Source organism: Rathayibacter sp. AY2B9, from assembly GCF_002931595.1.
Classification (GTDB): domain Bacteria; phylum Actinomycetota; class Actinomycetes; order Actinomycetales; family Microbacteriaceae; genus Rathayibacter.
This window is the reverse complement of sequence record NZ_PSUB01000001.1, coordinates 366,423-386,411: the sequence shown is the minus strand read 5'-3', so window position 1 is coordinate 386,411 and position 19,989 is coordinate 366,423. Positions and strand designations below refer to the sequence as shown.

The following is a 19,989-nucleotide window of genomic DNA, read 5'->3' as shown; positions in this document are numbered from 1 at the left end:
TTGCGGACGAGCGCGTGCGGGCGGATCAGGCGAAGGCCTCGATGGGCGGGCAGGCGCAGACGAGGTTGCGGTCGCCGTAGGCCTGGTCGATCCGGCGGACCGGCGGCCAGTACTTGCCGCGCACCAGCGAGCGGACCGGGTAGACGGCCTCCTCGCGGCTGTACGGGTGCGTCCACTCCTCGGCCGTCAGGCACTCGGCGGTGTGCGGGGCGCCGCGCAGCGGGTTGTCGTCCACCGGCCACTCCCCCGCGCCGACGCGGTCGGCCTCGGCCCGGATCCCGATCATCGCGTCGATGAAGCGGTCGATCTCGGCGAGGTCCTCGCTCTCCGTCGGCTCGACCATCAGGGTCCCGGCGACGGGGAAGCTCATGGTCGGGGCGTGGAAGCCGTAGTCGACGAGGCGCTTGGCGACGTCGTCCACGGTCACTCCGGTCGCCGCCGTCAGCGGACGGATGTCGAGGATGCACTCGTGGGCGACGAGCCCGTTGTCCCCCGTGTAGAGCACCGGGTAGTGCTCGCGGAGGCGCGCGGCGACGTAGTTGGCCGAGAGGACGGCCGCCCCGGTCGCGGCCCGCAGGCCCTCCTCGCCCATCATCCGGGCGTACGCCCACGAGATCGGCAGGATGCCGGGGCTGCCGTAGGGCGCTGCCGACACCGGTGCGCCGCCGTGGACGATCCGCTCGCCCTGCGTGCCCACGCCGTGCTCGAGCCGCTGCGCGAGCGGGTGACCGGGCAGGAACGGCGCGAGGTGCGCCTTCGCGGCGACGGGACCGACGCCGGGACCGCCTCCGCCGTGCGGGATGCAGAACGTCTTGTGCAGGTTGAGGTGCGAGACGTCGCCGCCGAAGTCTCCGAAGCGGGCGAAGCCCAGAAGCGCGTTGAGGTTCGCGCCGTCCACGTACACCTGTCCGCCGGCCTCGTGGACGAGGCGGCAGATCTCGGCGACCTCGTGCTCGTAGACGCCGTGGGTCGACGGGTAGGTGATCATCAGCGCGGCGAGGGAGCCCGCGTGCTCGGCGATCTTCGCCCGGAGGTCGTCCAGGTCGACGTTGCCGAGCTCGTCGCAGGCCACGACGACGACGCGCATGCCGGCGAGGACCGCGCTCGCGGCGTTGGTGCCGTGGGCGCTCGAGGGGATCAGGCAGACCGTGCGGTCCTCGTCGCCGTTCGACCTGTGCCAGCCGCGGATCGCCAGCAGGCCCGCGAGCTCGCCCTGCGAGCCGGCGTTGGGCTGGAGCGACACGGAGTCGTAGCCGGTGAGGTGGGCGAGCCACCCCTCCAGCTGGTCGATCAGCGCCAGCGAGCCCTGCACGTCCGCCTCGGGGGCGAACGGGTGCAGGTCCGCGAACTCGGGCCAGCTGACCGCATCCATCTCGGTGGCGGCGTTGAGCTTCATGGTGCAGGAGCCGAGCGGGATCATGCCGCGGTCCAGCGCGTAGTCCGAGTCGGCGAGGCGCTTGAGGTAGCGCATCATCGAGGTCTCGCTGTGGTGGCTGCTGAAGACCGGGTGCACGAGGAAGGGCGTGCGGCGGTCGAGCTCGGCGGGGATGCTCCGCGCGGAGCCGCCGAGGAAGCCGAACGACGAGTCCAGCTGCCCGACGGCGGACGCGACGGTGATCACCTCGAGGTCGGTGACCGTCTCGTCGATCGACACCGAGACCGTGTCGGCGTCGACCAGGCGCACGTCGAAGCCGGCCTCGCGGGCGCGGGCGACCGCCGCCTCCGCACCGCCGGGCACGACGACCGAGACGGTGTCGAAGAAGTCGGCGTGCCGGAGGGAGTGGCCCCGGTCGAGGAGGAGGCGCGCGAGGAGCGCGGCCCGGCCGTGCACGCGCTCGGCGATCGCGGCGAGCCCGTCCGGCCCGTGGTAGACCGCGTACATCGCCGCCATGACCGCCAGGAGGACCTGCGCGGTGCAGATGTTCGAGGTCGCCTTCTCGCGGCGGATGTGCTGCTCGCGGGCCTGGAGGGACAGGCGGTAGGCGGGGTGGCCGTCCGCGTCCTGGCTGACGCCGACGAGGCGGCCGGGCAGCTGGCGCTCGAGTCCCTTGCGGACGGCGAGGTAGCCGGCGTGCGGTCCTCCGAAGCCCAGCGGGACGCCGAAGCGCTGCGTGGTGCCGACCGCGACGTCCGCGCCGAGCTCGCCCGGCGAGCGCACCAGGGCCAGCGCGAGCAGGTCGGCGGCGACGACGGCCAGGCCGCCGTGGGCCTTCACCGCGGCGAGCACCGCCGACGGGTCCCAGAGGTGCCCGGACGCGCCGGGGTACTGCACGAGGGCGCCGAAGCACTCCGGCACCTCCTCCGCGGCGGTGCGCGAGAGCGGGAGCTCGACGATGCGGATGCCGACGGCCTCCGCCCGGCCGCGCAGCAGCGCGAGGGTCTGCGGGAGAGCGTCGGAGTCGACGACGAAGACGTCGGTGCGCGCCTTCGAGGCGCGGCGCGCGAGCAGCATCGCCTCGACGACGGCCGTGCCCTCGTCGAGCATCGACGCGCCGGCCGTGTCGAGGCCGGTGAGGTCGGAGACCATCGTCTGGAAGTTGATCAGCGCCTCCAGGCGCCCCTGCGAGATCTCGGGCTGGTACGGGGTGTAGGCCGTGTACCAGCTGGGGTTCTCGAGCACGTTGCGCTTGATCACGGCGGGGGTGTGCGTGCCGTAGTAGCCGAGGCCGATCATCGGCCGACGCACCGTGTTCCTCGCGGCGAGGGCGCGCAGCTCGGCGAGCGCCTCCGTCTCGGTGGCCGGAGCGGGCAGCACCTGCGGGAGGTCGCGGACGTGGATCGACTCGGGGACGGCGGCGGTGACGAGCTCCTCCACGGAGTCGTAGCCGAGAGCCGCGAGCATGGTGCGCTGCGCGTCGGCGTCGGTCCCGATGTGGCGGGACTCGAAGGCGCCGGGGGTCCTGGTGGCCGCCATCTACTCGCCGACCAGCTCGGTGTAGGCGGCCGAGTCGAGGAGGCCGTCGGGCAGGGCGTCGAAGCGGACCCGGATCAGCCACCCCTCGCCGAACGGGTCGGAGTTGACGAGCTCGGGGCTGTCGACGACGGCCGTGTTGGCCTCGAGGACCTCGCCGTCGACGGGGGCGAACAGCTCGCCCACCGACTTGGTCGACTCGATCTCGCCGACGACGCTGCCGCCCTCGACGCGGGCTCCCGCCTCGGGGAGCTCGACGAAGACGACGTCGCCCAGCTTGTCGGCGGCGTAGGCGGTGATGCCGACGGTCGCGACCTCTCCGTCGACCCGGATCCACTCGTGGTCGGAGGTGTACTGCAGCTCGGTGGGCACGGCCATGTCAGTTCTTCTTTCTCGAGTAGAAGGGGAGCTCGGTGACGGTCATCGGGAGGCGCGTGCCGCGGATGTCGACGGCGAGCGCCGTCCCGGGCTGCGCGGAGGCGGGGGCGACGTAGGCCATCGCGATCGGGACGCCCAGGGTCGGCGAGAGGACGCCGCTGGTGACCACTCCGACCTCGTCGTCGCCGGAGAGGACGGTGTAGTCGGCACGGGCGGCGCGGCGGCCCTCGCCGACGAGCCCGACGAGCACGGGAGCGTCTCCGGAGGGACCCTCCTCGCTGGCCGCGCGGCCGACGAAGTCGATCGGCTTCCCGAAGGCGACGACGCGGCCGAGGCCGGCCTGTGCGGGGAAGACGTCGCGGGAGAGTTCGTGGCCGTAGAGCGGCATGCCCGCCTCGAGGCGGAGGGTGTCGCGGGCGGCGAGGCCGGCGGGGACGAGGCCCGCTCCGGCGCCGGTCTCGGCGAGAGCCTGCCAGAGCGTGGGAGCGGAGTCGGGCGAGACGTAGATCTCGAAGCCGTCCTCGCCTGTGTACCCGGTGCGCGCGATCAGGATCGGGTGCGCCTCGAAGGTCGCGGGCACGGCGCGGTAGTAGCGCAGCTCCGCGAGCAGGCGGGCGGCGTCGTCCGTGTCGAGCACCGACTCCGCTCCCCGCTCGGTCTCGACGGCGAGGCCCTGGACGTTCTGCAGGATCTCGAGCGAGCGCGGGCCCTGCAGCGCGATGAGGGCGACGTCGTCGCTCTCGTCGAACAGCTCGCACTCGAACATCGCGGTGCGGTCGCGGAGCGTCTCGACGACGATGTGCCGGTTGGCCGCGTTCGCGACGACCATGAAGCGGTCCTCGCCCGTGCGGTAGACGACGAGGTCGTCGATCACGCCGCCCGTGCGCTCCAGGAGGAGGGTGTACTTCGCGCGGCCGGCGGCGACGGCCGAGATGTCGCTCGCCAGCGCGTAGTCGAGGGCGTCGACCGCCTCGGGGCCGACGACGAGGATCTCGGCCATGTGCGAGAGGTCGAAGAGGCCGGCGGCGGTGCGCACGGCGTGGTGCTCGGCGAGATCGCCGGAGTAGCGGACCGGCATCTGCCACCCGGCGAAGTCGGTGAAGGACGCGCCGGCGGCGACGTGGACCTCGTGCAGGGGCGAGTAGCGGGCTTCGGGGCTGGTCGTCGGGGTCTCGGACATGAGTTCTCCATTTCGTCGCAGTGCTGGACTCGCGCCGCGTTCGCGGCAGAGCACAGCAGTGCCGTGGGAACTCCCCCTCTGTCGTGGAGCCTGAGAGATTCGCGCCGCCCCGAGGGGTCGAGCGCTTTCACCATGGGCGGATCCGAGCGGATCGCTTTCCAGAGTGGCCAGTTCGACGCGGTACAAGACCTGAGAGATTGGCGGGGAGGCTTGCTCCTTCGGTGCCGACCGGAGTCGGCTCTCCCGCGTCGCGTATTGCGGCCCGGTATTCGGTTGTGCGGTCAGCCTAGCGGGCGGGGCGGGCCCGTAGCGGCGTGTCGCTTCTCCCGCTAGGTGTTCAGGTGTTGGTGACACTAAGGTGGTCCCAGCACTTACAGTCGGTGCGACTCTTAGTAGGGGGCATCGGATGCCGGACGTGCAGCTCGCCGTGTCGACGGTGATCTTCGCCCTGCGGCCGCACCCGGAGACCGGAGCGAGCACCGTCTGGATCCCCGTCGTCCGGCGCATCCGCGAGCCGTTCGAGGGACTCTGGGCACTGCCCGGCGGACCGCTGCATCCGGACGAGGACCTCGCCGAGTCGGCCCGCCGCACTCTCCGCGAGACCACGGGCCTGGCTCCGCGCTACCTCGAGCAGCTCTACGCCGTCGGCGGCACCGACCGCTCCCCCGGTGAGGACCGCGTCGTGTCGATCGTCTACTGGGCGCTCGTGCGCTCCGCCGAGGCCGACGAGGCCATCGTGGGAGAGAACGTCGCCTGGCTCTGCACCGATCTGCCGCTCGAGCTCGCCTTCGACCACGGACTGATCGTCGACTACGCCCTCTGGCGCCTGCGCAACAAGATGGAGTACTCCCGCATCGCGCAGGCCTTCCTCGGCGGCGCCTTCACCCTGTCCCAGCTGCGGGAGGTCCACGAGGCCGTCCTGCAGAAGCCCCTCGACCCGGCCAACTTCCGCCGGACGATCGAGAGCTCCGGCACCGTGGTGCCCACCGGGGAGCGCCTGACGGGCACCCGCCACCGTCCCCCGCGCCTCTACCGCTACGACGGGTCGGCGGCGCTCGTCGACAACGGCCCGCTGCCCGTCTGAGCGCGCCGCCCGACTCCCCCACCCGCCTCACGAGGAGAACACCGTGACATCCGTCGACAGCACCATCCGGCTCATCGAGGGCGGCTCCGCGCCCGGCGCCACCTGCGCTCCCGAGCTCGCGGAGGCCCCCTGGTCGTTCGACCTCGGCCTGCCCGCCTACGGGCCCGGCGCCTCCCAGGCCGACCCGATCCCGGCCGACGCCCCGGTCCAGGGACGTCTGCCGGAGGAGTACACGACGGCGAGCGCCGACGAGCTGCACCACCGCATCCTCGCGGCGAAGGAGACGCTCGGCGAGCGGGTCGTCGTGCTCGGGCACTTCTACCAGCGGGACGAGGTGGTGCAGTACGCCGACTACGTGGGCGACTCGTTCCAGCTGGCGAAGGCGGCGACGAGCCGGCCCGACGCCGAGGCCATCGTCTTCTGCGGCGTGCACTTCATGGCGGAGACGGCCGACATCCTCTCCGGACCGGAGCAGGCCGTGATCCTCCCGAACCTGGCGGCCGGCTGCTCGATGGCGGACATGGCGGACATCGACTCCGTCGAGGACGCCTGGGCCGAGCTCACCGAGCTCTACGGCACCGAGCCGGACGCCGACGGCCGCGTGCCGCTCGTCCCGGTCACGTACATGAACTCCTCGGCCGCGCTGAAGGCGTTCTGCGGCCGCAACGGAGGCGTGGTCTGCACCTCCTCGAACGCGGCGACCGTTCTCGAGGACGCGTTCGCGCGCGGGCAGCGGGTGCTGTTCTTCCCCGACCAGCACCTCGGCCGCAACACCGCCAAGGCGATGGGCGTGCCGCTGGAGCGGATGCCGATGTGGAACCCGCGCAAGCCGCAGGGCGGCTCCGACACTGCGACGCTCCTGGACGCGCAGGTGATCCTCTGGCACGGCTTCTGCTCGGTGCACAAGCGCTTCACGACGGCCCAGATCGCGAAGGCGCGCGCCGAGCACCCGGGCGTGCGCGTGATCGTGCACCCGGAGTGCCCGATGGCGGTCGTCGACGCGGCCGACGAGTACGGCTCGACCGACTACATCGTGAAGGCGATCCAGGCGGCACCCGCGGGATCGACCTTCGCGATCGGCACCGAGATCAACCTGGTGCAGCGCCTCGCCGTCCAGTACCCGCAGCACACGATCTTCTGCCTCGACGACGTGGTCTGCCCCTGCTCGACCATGTACCGCATCCACCCCGGCTACCTCGCCTGGGTGCTCGAGGGACTGGTCGCGGGGACGGTGCTCAACCGGATCGAGGTCGCGGAGTCGGTGCAGGCCGAGGCGCGCATCGCCCTCGAGCGGATGCTCGCGGCCGTTCCGCCCGCCGGGCCGGCGGCGGTCTGACATGGCGCGGGTCGTCGTCGTCGGCAGCGGCATCGCCGGGCTGGTCGCCGCGCTGACGGCGCAGCGCCGCCACGAGGTGCTGCTCGTCACCAAGGGCGCGCTGGCGGAGTCGTCGACGCGCGCCGCGCAGGGCGGGATCGCCGCGGTCACGGCGCCGGGCGACTCCGTGGCGCTGCACGTGGAGGACACGCTCACCGCCGGTGCGGGCCTCGCCGTGCGCTCTGCGGTCGAGGTGCTCTGCGCCGAGGGGCCGGAGGCGGTCGCGGTGCTGCAGGAGTGGGGCGTCGGCTTCGACCGCGAGGGCGGCGAGCTGGCGCGGGGACTCGAGGGCGCCCACTCGCGTCCGCGGATCCTGCACGCCGGCGGCGACGCGACGGGCGCCGCGATCGAGGCCGCTCTCGTGGCGGCGGTGCGGGCCTCGTCGGTCGAGGTGCGCGAGCACGCCGCCCTGGTCGACCTGGTGCGGGAGGGCGGCTCGGTCACGGGCGCCGACGTCCTGCACGACGGCGTGCTCGAGCGCCTAGCGGCCGACGCGGTCGTGCTGGCCACCGGAGGCGCCGGGCAGCTCTACCGGCACACCACCAATCCGTCCGTCTCGACCGGGGACGGGCTCGCCGCCGCCCTGCGGGCGGGAGCGGAGACGGCGGACCTGGAGTTCTACCAGTTCCACCCGACCACGCTCGCGCTGCCGGGCGGCTTCCTCGTCTCGGAGGCGGTGCGCGGCGAGGGCGCGGTGCTGCGCGACGCCGCGGGCGAGCGGTTCCTGGCCGGGGTGCACCCCGAGGCCGAGCTGGCGCCGCGCGACGTCGTGGCGCGCGCGATCGCGGAGCGGATGCGGCTGCAGGGCGGACTGCCCGTGCACCTGGACGCCCGGGCGATCGCCCCCGAGGTGCTGGCGAAGAGGTTCCCGACGATCTCGGCGGCCTGCCGCGAGAACGGGCTCTCGCTCGCCGACGACCTGCTGCCCGTGACTCCGGCCGCGCACTACTGGATGGGCGGGATCGCGACCGACCTGGACGGGCGCACCAGCCTCCCCGGGCTGCTCGCGGTCGGCGAGGTCGCCCGCACCGGCGTCCACGGCGCGAACCGCCTCGCCTCCAACAGCCTGCTCGAGGGCGTCGTGTTCGCGCGCCGCGCGGCGCTCGCCCTCGACTCCCTCTCCTGGAGCGGCGGCCCGGTCGCCCCTCCCCGCGCCGTCGTCCCGATGACGCTCGACCGCACCGCTCTCCAGGACGCGATGTGGGCGGGAGCCGGCCTCTCCCGGGACGCGGCGGGGCTCACAGCGGCGCGCGGCACGCTCGTCGCCTCCGCCTCGCCCGCTCCGCTCGGACTGAGGACGCTCGAGGACGCGAACCTGCTGACCTGCGCCCTCGCTCTCATCGACGCCGCGCTCGCGCGCACGCACTCCGTCGGCGCCCACCACCGCATCGACTCCCCCGACCCCGCGACGGCGAGCGCCGCCGCCCCCACCAGAGAGGCGGCCCTTCCGTGCTGACCCGCCAGAGCATCGACCGCGTCGTCACCCTCGCCCTCGAGGAGGACGCGCCCTGGGGCGACCTGACCTCCGACACCCTCCTCCCCGCGGACGCCACCGCGAGCGCCGCCCTCGTGGCCCGCGAGCCCGGCGTCCTCAGCGGCGGCGCCGTCCTCGTCGGCACGATGCGGCAGGTCGACTCCCGGATCCGCTGCTCGGTGCTCGTGGAGGACGGCGCGGTCTTCGAGGCCGGGCAGACCCTCGCCCGGATCGAGGGCCCCGCGGGCGGCGTGCTCCGCGGCGAGCGGGTCGCGCTCAACCTCGTGCAGCGGATGAGCGGCATCGCCACCCTGACGGCGCAGTACGTCGCCGCGGTGGAGGGGACGCGCGCCCGCATCGTCGACACCCGCAAGACCACGCCGGGCCTGCGCGCGCTCGAGAGGCACGCCGTCCGCAGCGGCGGCGGCCGCAACCACCGCTTCTCGCTCTCGGACGCGGTGCTAGCGAAGGACAACCACCTCGCGGTGCTCGCCGCGCGCGGGATCGACCTGACCGCGGCCCTGCGGGCGGCGCGCGCCTCGATCCCGCACACGGCGCACCTCGAGGTCGAGGTCGACCGGCTCGACCAGATCGAGCCCGCGCTGGCGGGAGGCGCGGACACGATCATGCTCGACAACTTCACCCCCGAGCTGCTCCGCCAGGGCGTCGCCCTCATCGGCGGGCGGGCCGTGGTCGAGGCGAGCGGCGGCGTCGACCTCTCGACCGTGCGCGCGATCGCGGAGGCGGGGGTCGACGTGATCTCCGTCGGCGCGCTCACCCACAGCGTCCGCTCGCTCGACCTCGGCCTGGACATCGCGGTCGAGTGATCTACCTCGACCACGCCGCGACCTCGCCCGTGCGCCGCGAGGTGCTGGAGGCCATGTGGCCGTTCCTCACCGCCGAGTACGGCAATCCGTCGAGCAGCCACTCGCTCGGCGACGCCGCGGCGCGCGCGCTGGAGGCGGCGCGCGCTCACGTGGCCCGCTTCCTCGGCGGCCGCTCCTCCGAGACGCTCTTCACCTCCGGCGGCACGGAGTCGATCAACACGGCGGTCAAGGGCCTCGCGCTGGGATCGCCGCGCGGACGGCACCTGGTGATCTCGGCGCTCGAGCACGAGGCGACCGTCGAGTCGGCCGACCACCTCCGGCGCCTGCACGGCTTCGAGGTGTCGACGGCCCCCGTCGACGCGACCGGCCTGCTCGACCTCGACGCGCTCGCCGCGCTGGTCCGGCCGGACACCGCACTGGTCTCGGTGCTCGCGGCGAGCAACGAGATCGGGACGGTGCAGGACGTTCCGGCGATAGCGGCGCTCTGCCGATCGCGGGGCGTGCCGCTGCACGTGGACGCCGTCCAGGCCGCCGGCTGGCTGGACGTCGCGGGCTGGGGCGCCGACGCGGTCTCGGTCTCGGGGCACAAGCTCGGGGCGCCGAAGGGCGTGGGGGCGCTGCTGCTGCGCAGCCGGCTCCCGTTCGAGCCCCTGCTGCACGGCGGCGGCCAGGAGCGGGAGCGGCGCTCGGGCACCGAGAACGTGGCCTTCGCGGTCGCGCTCGGCACCGCGGTGCGCCTGCTCGATCCGGACCGCGCGGCGCGGGTCGGAGCGGTCCGGGACGCGTTCGCCGAGCGGGTCGCGGCCCTGGCGCCCCGGGCCGTGCCGCTGGGCTCCGCGGCGCACCGGCTCCCCTCGATCGCCGCGTACGCCGTCCCCGGGCGCAGCGGCGAGTCGACGCTCCTCGAGCTGGAGGAGCGCGGCGTCGTCGTCTCGAGCGGCTCGGCGTGCGCCGCCGGGCGCGACGAGCCCTCGCCCGCGCTGCTGGCCCTCGGCCTCGACCCCGACGTCGCCCGGACCGCCGTGCGGTTCAGCTTCGGCGAGGGCGCCACGCTCGAGGAGGCCGAGGCCGCGTCCTCCGCGCTCTCCACGGTCCTCGCCTGAGACCTCTCGCAGCGGATCCCCGTCGGTCGGGAATGTCCGGGGCGTCCGCCGCTGTTCTCCCTCCGTACCCCGCATCCGCGCCCGCGAGTCGAGCCGTCGATGCGCCCCTCACACCGATCCCCCTCACGACCGGAGAACACCTGTGACCGAGCGCAGCACCCTTCCCGCCGCGCGGCCCGCCGCACCCGCCGCCGCCACGACCCTCGAGCCGCGCAGCCGCCTGGTCATCAGCCTCCTGCTGGTGTCGGCGTTCGTCGTGATCCTCAACGAGACGATCATGAGCGTGGCGCTGCCCGACCTCATGCGCGACTTCGACGTCGAGGCGCACGTGGGCCAGTGGCTCTCGACCGCCTTCATGCTCACGATGGCCGTCGTCATCCCGATCACGGGCTACCTGATCCAGCGGCTGCACACCCGCACGCTCTTCGCCGCCGCGATGATCCTCTTCAGCCTCGGCACCCTCACCGCCGCGCTCGCCCCGACCTTCGCGGTCCTCCTGGCGGCCCGCGTGGTGCAGGCCGGCGGCACGGCCATCATGATGCCGCTGCTGATGACGACCGTGATGACGCTGGTGCCCCCGGCGATCCGCGGCCGGATGATGGGCAACATCTCGATCGTCATCTCGGTGGCTCCGGCCGTCGGACCGACGATCTCGGGCGTCATCCTCAACTTCCTCGGCTGGCGCTGGATGTTCTGGATCGTGCTGCCGATCGCGATCGGCGCGCTGCTCCTGGGCCTGCGCAAGGTCGAGAACGTCACCGAGCCCCGCTCCATCCCGATCGACTCGCTCTCGGTCGTCCTCTCGGTCTTCGGCTTCGGCGGCCTCGTCTACGGCCTGTCGAGCCTCGGCGAGGGCGGAGCCGCGGTCGTCGCGCCGTGGATCCCGTTCGTCGTCGCGGGTCTCGGCCTCGCGGGCTTCATCGCGCGCCAGCTGCTGCTGCAGCGCACCGACCGGGCCCTGCTGGACCTCCGGACCTTCTCCTCCGCGAACTTCACCATCGTCATCGCGATGATGGCGGTCAGCATGTCGGCGCTCTTCGGCACCCTGATCCTGCTGCCCCTCTACACGCAGAACGTGCTGGGCCTCACTCCGCTGGAGACCGGGCTGCTCCTGCTCCCCGGCGGCCTGCTGATGGGCCTGCTCGCGCCGTTCGTCGGCCGCGGCTACGACCGCTTCGGCCCGCGCGTGCTGCTCGTGCCCGGCTCGATCGTCGTCGCCGGCGCACTGTGGGGGTACACCCTGCTCGCGGCGGACTCGTCGCCCTGGTTCGTCCTCTCGCTGCACGTCACCCTCAGCCTGGGCCTCGCCTTCGTCTTCACTCCGCTGTTCACCGCCGGTCTCGGCTCGGTGCGCCCCTCGCTCTACTCGCACGGCAGCGCGATCATCGGCACCGTGCAGCAGCTGGGCGGCGCGGCGGGCACGGCGCTGTTCGTCACCGTCCTCTCGATCCGGTCGGCGGAGCTCGCGCAGGGCGGAGCCGACGAGGTCGCCTCCTACGCCGGCGGCATCCACTCCGCGTTCCTGTGGGGCGCGTCGATCGCGACGGTCGCGATCGTGGCCGCGTTCTTCGTCCGCCGCCCGGCGGAGTCGGACGCGCCGCTCCCGATGGCGCACTGAGCCGGGCGGGCCGACCCCGCCTGTTCACCTCCGCGTCACCCCGCCTCCCTACGGTGTCGCCCCGGCCGCCGCGCTCCCGATCGCGCGGCCGGGACGGAGACGAGACGTGACCGAGACGGCCGGCCCCCAGGACGTGCTCGACGCCGGAGCGGCCACCCCTCCTCCCCGCACGCTGGTCGACGTCCTCCGCGACACCGCGGAGCGCCACCCGGACGCCTCCGCGCTGGAGGACCCGGCCGGAGCGCTCAGCTACCGGGAGCTGCTGGCCCGCACGGTGCAGCTCGCGGGCGAGCTCACCACCGCAGGGGTCCGACGCGGCGACCGCGTCGGGATCCGCATGCCCAGCGGCTCCCGCGAGCTCTACCTCGCGATCCTGGCCGTCCTCGCCGCGGGAGCCGCGTACGTCCCGGTGGACGCGGACGACCCCGAGGAGCGGGCGCGCCTCGTCTTCGGCGAGGCCGCCGTCCGCGGCGTGATCACCGGCTCCGGCCGCTTCGAGCGCACCGGCGCCGACGAGCCGGCCGCCCGCCTGTTCACCGCGAGCGCGCCGCACCCGAGCACGGCGTCGATCCCGCTGCTGCAGCCGCCCTCGCTCGAGGACGACGCCTGGATCATCTTCACCTCCGGCTCCACCGGAACCCCCAAGGGAGTGGCGGTCAGCCACCGCTCCGCCGCCGCCTTCGTCGACGCCGAGGCGCGCCTGTTCCTCCAGGCGGAGCCGCTCGGCCCCGGGGACCGGGTGCTGGCCGGTCTCTCGGTCGCGTTCGACGCGTCCTGCGAGGAGATGTGGCTCGCCTGGCGGCACGGCGCCTGCCTCGTCCCCGCTCCCCGCTCGCTGGTCCGCAGCGGCATGGACCTCGGCCCATGGCTGACCACGCACGGCATCACCGTGGTCTCGACCGTGCCGACCCTCGCGGCGCTCTGGCCCGCGGAGTCGCTCGAGAACGTCCGCCTGCTGATCTTCGGCGGCGAGGCGTGCCCGCCGGAGCTCGGCGAGCGCCTGGCCGTCGAGGGCCGCGAGGTCTGGAACACCTACGGGCCGACCGAGGCCACCGTCGTCGCCTGCGCCGCGCCCCTCGGCGGGCCTCCCCCGGTGCGCATCGGGCTGCCGCTGGACGGCTGGCGGCTCGCCGTCGTGGACGCGGACGGGCAGCGGGTCGGCGAGGGCGAGGTCGGCGAGCTGGTCATCGGCGGGGTCGGGCTCGCGCGCTACCTCGACCCGGTCAAGGACGCCGAGAAGTACGCGCCGGCACCGCTCCTGGGCTGGGAGCGGGCCTACCGCTCCGGCGACCTGGTGCGCTTCGAGAGCGCCGGCCTGATCTTCCAGGGGCGCGCGGACGACCAGGTGAAGCTCGGCGGTCGGCGGATCGAGCTCGGCGAGGTCGAGGCGGCGCTGCAGGCGCTCCCCGGAGTCTCGGGGGCGGCGGCCGCGGTCCGCACCACGGCGGCCGGCAACCAGGTCCTCGTCGGCTACCTGGCCCTCGCCGGCGGCCGGGAGCTCGACCGCGACGCGGCGCTCGCCCGCCTGCGTGAGGCGCTGCCCGCATCCCTCGTGCCGCTGCTGGCCGTGGTCGAGGAGCTGCCGACCCGCGTCTCCGGCAAGGTCGACCGCGCCGCACTCCCCTGGCCGCTCGCCGTGGGCACGACCGAGGACGCCTCCCTCGACCCCGAGGAGGCGTGGCTCGCCGCCCTCTGGCGCGACGTGCTCGGCGTGCCGGTCGACGAGCGGGCGAACTTCTTCGACCTCGGCGGCGGCTCCCTCGCCGCCGCCCAGCTGGTCGCGCGGATCCGCGAGCGCGACCCCGAGTTCACGGTCGCCGACGTCTACGCCCACCCGCGTCTCGCGGCGATGGCCGCCGAGATCCAGAGCCGCTCGACCGGCACTGCGGAGGTGTCCGCTCACCGCATCGCGCCGGTCCCCCTCAGGATGCGCGTGCTGCAGACCCTCCTCGGCGCACCGCTGCTCGTGCTCGGCAGCGCCCGCTGGGTCACTGCGATCCTCACCGCCACCGCGGTGCTCGACCTGGTGCCGGGGTTCAGCTGGCTGCCCACCGCTCCGCTCGCCGCGCTGATCCCCGCGTTCGCGCTCTTCCTCACGCCGTTCGGGCGGATGGGGCTCACCGTCCTCGCCGCGCGCACCCTGCTGCGCGGGATCCGAGCCGGAGACCACCCGCGCGGCGGGAGCGTGCACCTCCGGCTCTGGCTGGCCGAGCAGATCGCGTTCCAGCTCAAGGCCGTGAGCCTCGCGGGCGCGCCCTGGGTCGCCTATTACGCCCGCGCGCTCGGCGCCCGCATCGCCGACGACGTCGACCTGCACTCCCTCCCTCCGCTGACCGGGATGCTCACGCTCGGGCGCGGCGCCGCGATCGAGCCCGAGGTCGACCTCTCCGGCTACTGGATCGACGGCGACGTCCTGCGCGTCGGTGCCGTCCGGGTCGGCGCCGGCAGCACGGTGGGCGCGCGCAGCACGCTCCTCCCCGGCGCCCGGATCGGCAAGCACGCGCAGATCGAGCCGGGATCAGCCGTCTTCGGGCGGGTGCCGGCCGGGCAGCGCTGGGGAGGATCCCCCGCCCAGCGGCTCGGCAGGGCGAACGCCGGGTTCCCCTCGGAGCGCCCGGCGCGCCGCCCGGGCTGGGTCTGGGCGTACGGAGCGTCCGCGGTCGGCCTCGCGGCGGTCCCGGTCCTCGCCCTCGCGGCCGGGCTCGCCGTCGTGGCCGCCGCCGTGCGCGGCTCGGCCGGCCTCGGCGCCGCGCTCGGGCCCGCTCTCGCCGCCCTCGTGCCCGCCGTCGCCGTCTCCGGAGTCGTCCTCTCCGCTCTCGTCGTCGTCCTGGTGCGCCTGCTCGGCCGGGGCGTCGAGCCGGGCACCCACCCTGTGCGCGGTCGGATCGGCTGGCAGGTCTGGTCGACGGAGCGGCTGCTCGACTCCGCGCGGGTCCTGCTCTTCCCGCTCTACTCGGGCCTGTTCACCCCGGTCTGGCTGCGGCTCCTCGGCGCGAAGGTCGGACGCGACGTCGAGGCCTCGACGGTGCTGCTCCTGCCCGCGATGACGACCATCCGCGACGGCGCGTTCCTCGCCGACGACACGCTCGTCGCCTCCTACGCGCTCGGCGGCGGCTGGATGCGGCTCGCCCGCGCCGAGATCGGCGAGCGCGCGTTCCTCGGCAACTCCGGCATGGCCGCGCCCGGCCACACCGTGCCCGCCGGCGGACTCGTCGCCGTCCTCTCCTCCGCGCCCCGCAAGTCGAAGGCGGGCTCGTCGTGGCTGGGCTCACCGCCCGTGCGGCTGCGGCGCACCGTCGTCGAGGCGGAGTCGGCGCGCACCTTCCGCCCGGCCCGCCGACTCCGCGCGGCCCGCATCGCGTGGGAGCTCGGCCGCTTCGTCCCGGTGGTCGTCTCGGTCGCGATCGGCCTCGGCGTGGTAGCCGGACTGCTCGCGCTGATCCAGACGCTCGGGGCGGTGCTCGCCGCGCTCGTGGGAGGCGTCGTGCTGCTGGCCGCCGGAGCGGTCGCCGCGGCCGTCTCCACCGCCGCGAAGTGGATCCTGATCCAGCGGGTCGAGCCGAGCGAGCAGCCGCTGTGGTCCTCGTTCGTCTGGCGGAGCGAGCTGGCCGACGCCTTCACCGAGATGGTCGCCGCGCCCTGGTTCGCCCACGCCGCCGCGGGCACTCCGGCGCTGGTCTGGTGGCTGCGGAGCCTCGGCGCCCGGATCGGACGCGGCGTCTGGTGCGAGAGCTACTGGCTCCCCGAGGCCGATCTGATCTCGCTCGGCGACGGAGCGACCGTGAACCGGGGCTGCGTCGTGCAGACGCACCTGTTCCATGATCGAATCATGAGCATGGATCTCGTGAGCCTCGACGCCGGCGCCACCCTGGGCCCGCACAGCGTGATCCTCCCCGCCGCGCGGATCGCCGAGCACGGCACGGTCGGCCCGGCCTCGCTCGTCATGCGGGGGGAGCTCGTGCCCGCGGGCAGCCGCTGGAGCGGCAACCCGATCGGCCCGTGGCGCGAGGTGCGCGTCGCCGACTACCACGCGCCCGTCGCGTGAGCCCCGCGCTGACCGGGCTCGAGACCGCCGGCGACCCCTACGTCCCCGGCATCGGGAACACCGGCTACCGCGTCGAGTCCTACGACCTCGACCTCGACTACCGCGTCGCCTCGAACCGCCTGGCCGGCCGGGCCGTGCTGCGGATCGTCGCGCTGCAGCCGCTCCGGCGGTTCTCCCTCGACCTCTCCCGGCTCCGCGTGGCCCGCGTCCGGATCGACGGACGCCGCGCCCGCCACGAGCAGGCGCCGCACAAGCTGCGGGTGTCCCCCGCCGAGCCGCTGGCCGCCGGCGAGAGCGTCGACGTCGAGATCGAGTACAGCGGCCACCCCGCCCCCCGCGCCAGCCACTGGGGCGAGCTCGGCTGGGAGGAGCTGGAGGACGGGGTGCTCGTCGCCTCGCAGCCCTCCGGCTCCTCCACCTGGTTCCCCTGCAACGACGACGTCGCCGAGAAGGCTCCCTACCGCCTGCGCGTCACCGCCGAGGAGGGCTACGCCGTGCTCGCGAACGGGGTGCTCATCGACTCGAGCGCCCGCTCCGGCCGCCGCACCTGGCTCTACGAGCAGCGCGAGCCCAGCGCCGCGTACCTCGCCTCGGTGCAGATCGGCCGCTACGCGATCGAGGAGCGCGTGCTCGCCGGCGTCGCGGTGACCCTCGCCCGCCCCGCCGCCCTGGCCGCTCGGGTCGCGCACGACTTCGCTCCGCTCGAGCGCATGCTCGCCCTGTTCACGCGGCTGTTCGGGCCCTACCCCTTCGCCCGCTACTGCGTCGTCGTCACGGCGGACGAGCTGGAGATCCCGCTCGAGGCGCAGGCGATGGCGGTGTTCGGCGCCAACCACGCCGACGGCCGCGGCGGCTCGGAGCGCCTCATCGCGCACGAGCTCGCGCACCAGTGGTTCGGCAACAGCGTGGGCATCGCCCGGTGGCGCCACATCTGGCTCAACGAGGGGTTCGCCTGCTACGCGGAGTGGCTGTGGTCGGAGGAGTCGGGCCGCGCCACCGCCGACGCCTGCGCCCGCCGCCACCACGCGGTGCTGCGGGCTGCGGCGCAGGATCTCGTGCTCGCCGATCCGGGGCCGGTCGCGCTCTTCGACGACCGCGTCTACAAGCGCGGCGCGCTCACCCTGCACGCGCTTCGGCTCACCGTCGGCGACGGGCCCTTCCTCCGGCTGCTGCGGGAGTGGACGTCCCGCTACGCCTCCGCCGCCGTCACCGACGAGGAGTTCCGCGAGCTCTGCACCGAGGTCCTCGGCGAGGGCGTGGACGACCTGCTCGACGCCTGGCTCCTCGACGAGGAGCTGCCGCCGCTACCGTCCCGGCGCTGACACCAGCGAGTCCGCGAGCGCGTCGCCGTGCTCGCGCCGCCAGCCGATGATGGGCCCGGCGCCCGCGTCCCCCATCGGCCCGAGGGCGACGCTGACCCGCAGCGCGGGGTCCAGCTGCGGCTCGGCCAGCCGGAAGCGGACGCCGTCGATCCGCGCCTCCGCCGCGTGGTGCGACTCGTGCACGTGCACCCGGCGCGGGTCGAGCTCGAGCCCGCGACCGTCCGCCTTCAGTGCGGCCTCGATCCGGGTCCAGTGCAGGACGGGGTCGGCGGGGCGCATCCCGCCCGTGGCGAAGGGCGCCCCGGCGATGCGCGTGATCCGCTCCCCGCGCTCGGGCGTGCCCAGCGTCGGCTCCACATCGACGCCGACCGCACCGGCGCTGCTCGCCGCGACCACGACGGCGCCCGCGCAGTGCGCGATGCTCACCGACAGCAGCTCGAGCGCGATCCCGCGTCCCTCCAGCCGCGGCCGGCCGTGCGCGCCCCCGCAGCGCGGGCAGCACGCGACGACCCGGACCTCCGACGCGCGCGTCCCCGTGAGCTCGGCCGCGAGCATCCGCAGGAGCACCCGCCCGAAGACGAAGCGCTCGGCCGCCGACGCGGCGACCGTGCCGGCGTAGCGCTCGCGCTCCTCGTCGCTCAGCAGCGGCAGCAGCCGCTCGGCGTCCAGCGTCTGCTCGTCGAGCGCCAGCCAGCGCAGGTGCACCCCCGGCAGCTCCGCGCCGATCCCCGACTCCCCCATGTCCGTCCCCCCGGTCAGCTCGTCGCGGCGTGCTCGCCGCGCTCGTACACGTCCGCGGCCGATCCGACGATCAGCGGGTCCGGACCCAGCGGGCCCACGACCTCCTCGTCGCGTCCGTCGTAGTCGTAGAGGCTCAGGACGTAGCGCATGGCCTCGAGCCGGGCGCGCTTCTTGTCGTTGCTCTTCACGATGGTCCAGGGAGCGTCGGCGGTGTCGGTCGCCGCCATCATCGCCTCCTTGGCCGCGGTGTAGTCGCCCCACTTGTCGAGCGAGGCGAGGTCCATCGGCGAGAGCTTCCACTGGCGCACGGGGTCGATCATGCGGATCGTGAACCGGGTGCGCTGCTCCTCCGCCGAGACCGAGAACCACAGCTTCACCAGGTCGATGCCGTCGCCGACGAGCATCCGCTCGAACAGCGGCGTCTGGCGGACGAACTCGTCGTACTGCGCCGGCGTGCAGAAGCCCATCACGCGCTCCACGCCGGCCCGGTTGTACCAGGAGCGGTCGAAGAGGACGATCTCGCCGGCGGCCGGCAGGTGCGAGACGTAGCGCTGGAAGTACCACTGACCGGCCTCGCGCTCGGTCGGCTTCTCGAGCGCGACCACGCGGGCTCCGCGCGGGTTGAGGTGCTCGGTGAAGCGCTTGATGGTGCCGCCCTTGCCCGCGGCGTCGCGCCCCTCGAACACGACCACGAGTCGGCGCCCGTGCTTCTTGATCCAGTTCTGCAGCTTCAGCAGCTCGATCTGGAGGAGGCGCTTGCCCGCCTCGTACTCCTCGCGCGACATCCGCTCGTCGTAGGGGTAGCCCTCGCGCCAGGTGTCGACCTGCGTGCCGTCGCGGCGCAGGAGCACCGGATCGTCGTCGTCCTCGTCCAGCACGACGAGGTCCCGCGCGTCGGCGGGCGTGAGCGTGCGGAGCAGCTCGGGAGTGGGACGGAGGGCGTCATCGGCGGTGTCGGGCACGGAGGGACGCTAGTGCGCCCGTGCGACGCTCCGGTGAACGGCGGGTATCCCCGCGTCTGCGGGGAGGACGGTCGGACAGGCTGCCGCGCCGATCGCGGACCCGGCCGCCGGACGCGCAGGCTGACCACGACGGCTGTACGCGACCGAGGCTGCAGTGCTCGATCCGGTGCGTTCCCGCGAGGATCGACCGGCTCCGCCTCGTCTCGGGACGGCGTCAGCCGGTGAACGCCGCAGGAGGCAGGTCGGTCTCGCCGCCCTCGACCGCGTCGAGCAGCCGGTCGACCACGTCCTGCGGCGCCAGACCCGCGCCGAAGCGGGGCGCGTCTCCCGCGAGAGGGTGCCGGGACAGCTCGGTCTCGGTGTGGCCGGGGCACGCGTCGAGCAGGAGGACGCCCGCCCGCTTGTACTCGCGGGCCGAGGCCTTCACGAAGGAGTGCAGTGCCGCCTTCGAGGCGGAGTACGCGGCGAGGCCCGCGGTCGGAGCCTCCGCCACCACGCCGCTGATGGTCAGCGCGAACGGCTCGCGCCCCTCGCCCGCCGACGCGACGAGCGACGGCAGCGCGGCGGTCAGCACCCGGATCGGCGCCAGCGCGTTCACCTCGACGAGCTCCTCCAGAACGGCCGGATCGAGCTCGGCGGACGGCCCGAAGGCCACGACGCCCGCGGCCACGACGACGCCGTCGAGGCGCCCGTGCCGCTCGAGCACCTCGGCGACCACGCGCCGGGGCTCGTCCTCCCCGCGCAGGTCGGCGACCAGGGGTGCCTCGCCGAGCGCCGCGGAGTCGCGCCCCGAGCGCACCGCGACGGCACCGCGCGCCTCCAGCGAATCGGCCAGGAGGCGGCCGAGGCCGCCCGAGGCTCCGAGGACGAGGACGACGGCACCGTCGAGACGAGTCATGTGGCGAGCCTAGACGGGTGCGCTGTCGCGGATCGGCACTACCGTCCGAGCGACCGGGCCCCTACCGTGAG

The 19,989-nt window shown here is 74.2% G+C and carries 14 protein-coding genes and 1 riboswitch; of the genes, 8 read left to right on the top strand and 6 right to left on the bottom strand.

What is annotated here, in order from left to right; translation table 11 throughout:
- Nucleotides 1–25: 25 nt before the first annotated feature.
- Genes gcvP through gcvT form a run of 3 tightly spaced genes read right to left on the bottom strand, consistent with a single transcriptional unit; the run spans nucleotide 26 to nucleotide 4,469 of the window.
- Nucleotides 26–2,914, bottom strand: a complete 2,889-nt coding sequence (gcvP, locus tag C5C25_RS01855; RefSeq protein WP_104249547.1) for an aminomethyl-transferring glycine dehydrogenase — start codon at nucleotides 2,912–2,914, stop codon at nucleotides 26–28.
- Nucleotides 2,915–3,289, bottom strand: coding sequence for a glycine cleavage system protein GcvH (gcvH, locus tag C5C25_RS01850; RefSeq protein WP_104237541.1), 375 nt, complete (start codon nucleotides 3,287–3,289; stop codon nucleotides 2,915–2,917).
- Between the two features lies 1 nt (nucleotide 3,290).
- Nucleotides 3,291–4,469 carry a glycine cleavage system aminomethyltransferase GcvT gene (gcvT, locus tag C5C25_RS01845; protein WP_104222970.1) on the bottom strand — a complete coding sequence of 393 codons (1,179 nt, stop codon included), beginning with the start codon at nucleotides 4,467–4,469 and terminating at the stop codon, nucleotides 3,291–3,293.
- A gap of 168 nt (nucleotides 4,470–4,637) precedes the next feature.
- Nucleotides 4,638–4,725: riboswitch (glycine riboswitch) on the bottom strand.
- A 150-nt stretch (nucleotides 4,726–4,875) separates the two neighbouring features.
- Between gcvT and C5C25_RS01840 the strand changes: the two genes are divergently transcribed.
- The 8 genes from C5C25_RS01840 to C5C25_RS01805 all read left to right on the top strand — a co-directional run bounded on the left by C5C25_RS01840 (nucleotide 4,876) and on the right by C5C25_RS01805 (nucleotide 17,317).
- On the top strand, nucleotides 4,876–5,553 hold the full coding sequence (locus C5C25_RS01840) for an NUDIX domain-containing protein (RefSeq protein WP_104249546.1): 678 nt from the start codon (nucleotides 4,876–4,878) through the stop codon (nucleotides 5,551–5,553).
- A gap of 43 nt (nucleotides 5,554–5,596) precedes the next feature.
- Nucleotides 5,597–6,889: a quinolinate synthase NadA gene (nadA, locus tag C5C25_RS01835; protein ID WP_104222968.1), complete on the top strand. Its 1,293-nt coding sequence runs from the start codon at nucleotides 5,597–5,599 to the stop codon at nucleotides 6,887–6,889.
- A gap of 1 nt (nucleotide 6,890) precedes the next feature.
- Entirely contained in the window at nucleotides 6,891–8,384 is a 1,494-nt protein-coding gene (gene nadB, locus C5C25_RS01830) for an L-aspartate oxidase (protein WP_104249545.1), read from the top strand.
- Entirely contained in the window at nucleotides 8,378–9,229 is an 852-nt protein-coding gene (gene nadC, locus C5C25_RS01825; protein ID WP_104249544.1) for a carboxylating nicotinate-nucleotide diphosphorylase, read from the top strand. Before nadB ends, nadC begins: the two co-directional genes overlap by 7 nt.
- Entirely contained in the window at nucleotides 9,226–10,332 is a 1,107-nt protein-coding gene (locus C5C25_RS01820) for a cysteine desulfurase family protein (protein WP_104249543.1), read from the top strand. The genes nadC and C5C25_RS01820 overlap by 4 nt, the downstream gene beginning before the upstream one ends.
- 142 nt (nucleotides 10,333–10,474) lie before the next feature.
- A complete protein-coding gene (locus tag C5C25_RS01815; RefSeq protein WP_104222964.1) occupies nucleotides 10,475–11,950 on the top strand; it encodes a DHA2 family efflux MFS transporter permease subunit in 1,476 nt (491 codons plus the stop codon).
- Nucleotides 11,951–12,056: 106 nt separating this feature from the next.
- On the top strand, nucleotides 12,057–15,995 hold the full coding sequence (locus tag C5C25_RS01810; RefSeq protein WP_181133608.1) for a Pls/PosA family non-ribosomal peptide synthetase: 3,939 nt from the start codon (nucleotides 12,057–12,059) through the stop codon (nucleotides 15,993–15,995).
- On the top strand, nucleotides 15,992–17,317 hold the full coding sequence (locus C5C25_RS01805; protein WP_258062826.1) for a M1 family metallopeptidase: 1,326 nt from the start codon (nucleotides 15,992–15,994) through the stop codon (nucleotides 17,315–17,317). Before C5C25_RS01810 ends, C5C25_RS01805 begins: the two co-directional genes overlap by 4 nt.
- Here the strand turns inward: C5C25_RS01805 and C5C25_RS01800 are convergent.
- The 3 genes from C5C25_RS01800 to C5C25_RS01790 form a co-directional block, all read right to left on the bottom strand.
- A complete protein-coding gene (locus C5C25_RS01800) occupies nucleotides 17,300–18,058 on the bottom strand; it encodes a 4'-phosphopantetheinyl transferase superfamily protein (RefSeq protein ID WP_104222962.1) in 759 nt (252 codons plus the stop codon). The two genes, C5C25_RS01805 and C5C25_RS01800, sit on opposite strands and share 18 nt — an antisense overlap.
- Before the next feature lie 14 nt (nucleotides 18,059–18,072).
- On the bottom strand, nucleotides 18,073–18,933 hold the full coding sequence (ppk2, locus tag C5C25_RS01795; RefSeq protein ID WP_258069319.1) for a polyphosphate kinase 2: 861 nt from the start codon (nucleotides 18,931–18,933) through the stop codon (nucleotides 18,073–18,075).
- Nucleotides 18,934–19,234: 301 nt separating this feature from the next.
- Nucleotides 19,235–19,918 carry an SDR family oxidoreductase gene (locus C5C25_RS01790; RefSeq protein WP_104249541.1) on the bottom strand — a complete coding sequence of 228 codons (684 nt, stop codon included), beginning with the start codon at nucleotides 19,916–19,918 and terminating at the stop codon, nucleotides 19,235–19,237.
- Nucleotides 19,919–19,989: the final 71 nt, after the last annotated feature.

What these genes read in the sequence shown, in the direction of transcription:
- gcvP (WP_104249547.1), bottom strand. Translation starts at nt 2,914, where the DNA reads ATGGCGGCCACCAGGACCCCCGGCGCCTTCGAGTCCCGCCACATCGGG.
- C5C25_RS01790 (WP_104249541.1), bottom strand. Translation starts at nt 19,918, where the DNA reads ATGACTCGTCTCGACGGTGCCGTCGTCCTCGTCCTCGGAGCCTCGGGC.
- C5C25_RS01840 (WP_104249546.1), top strand. Translation starts at nt 4,876, where the DNA reads ATGCCGGACGTGCAGCTCGCCGTGTCGACGGTGATCTTCGCCCTGCGG.
- C5C25_RS01800 (WP_104222962.1), bottom strand. Translation starts at nt 18,058, where the DNA reads ATGGGGGAGTCGGGGATCGGCGCGGAGCTGCCGGGGGTGCACCTGCGC.
- nadB (WP_104249545.1), top strand. Translation starts at nt 6,891, where the DNA reads ATGGCGCGGGTCGTCGTCGTCGGCAGCGGCATCGCCGGGCTGGTCGCC.
- gcvH (WP_104237541.1), bottom strand. Translation starts at nt 3,289, where the DNA reads ATGGCCGTGCCCACCGAGCTGCAGTACACCTCCGACCACGAGTGGATC.
- gcvT (WP_104222970.1), bottom strand. Translation starts at nt 4,469, where the DNA reads ATGTCCGAGACCCCGACGACCAGCCCCGAAGCCCGCTACTCGCCCCTG.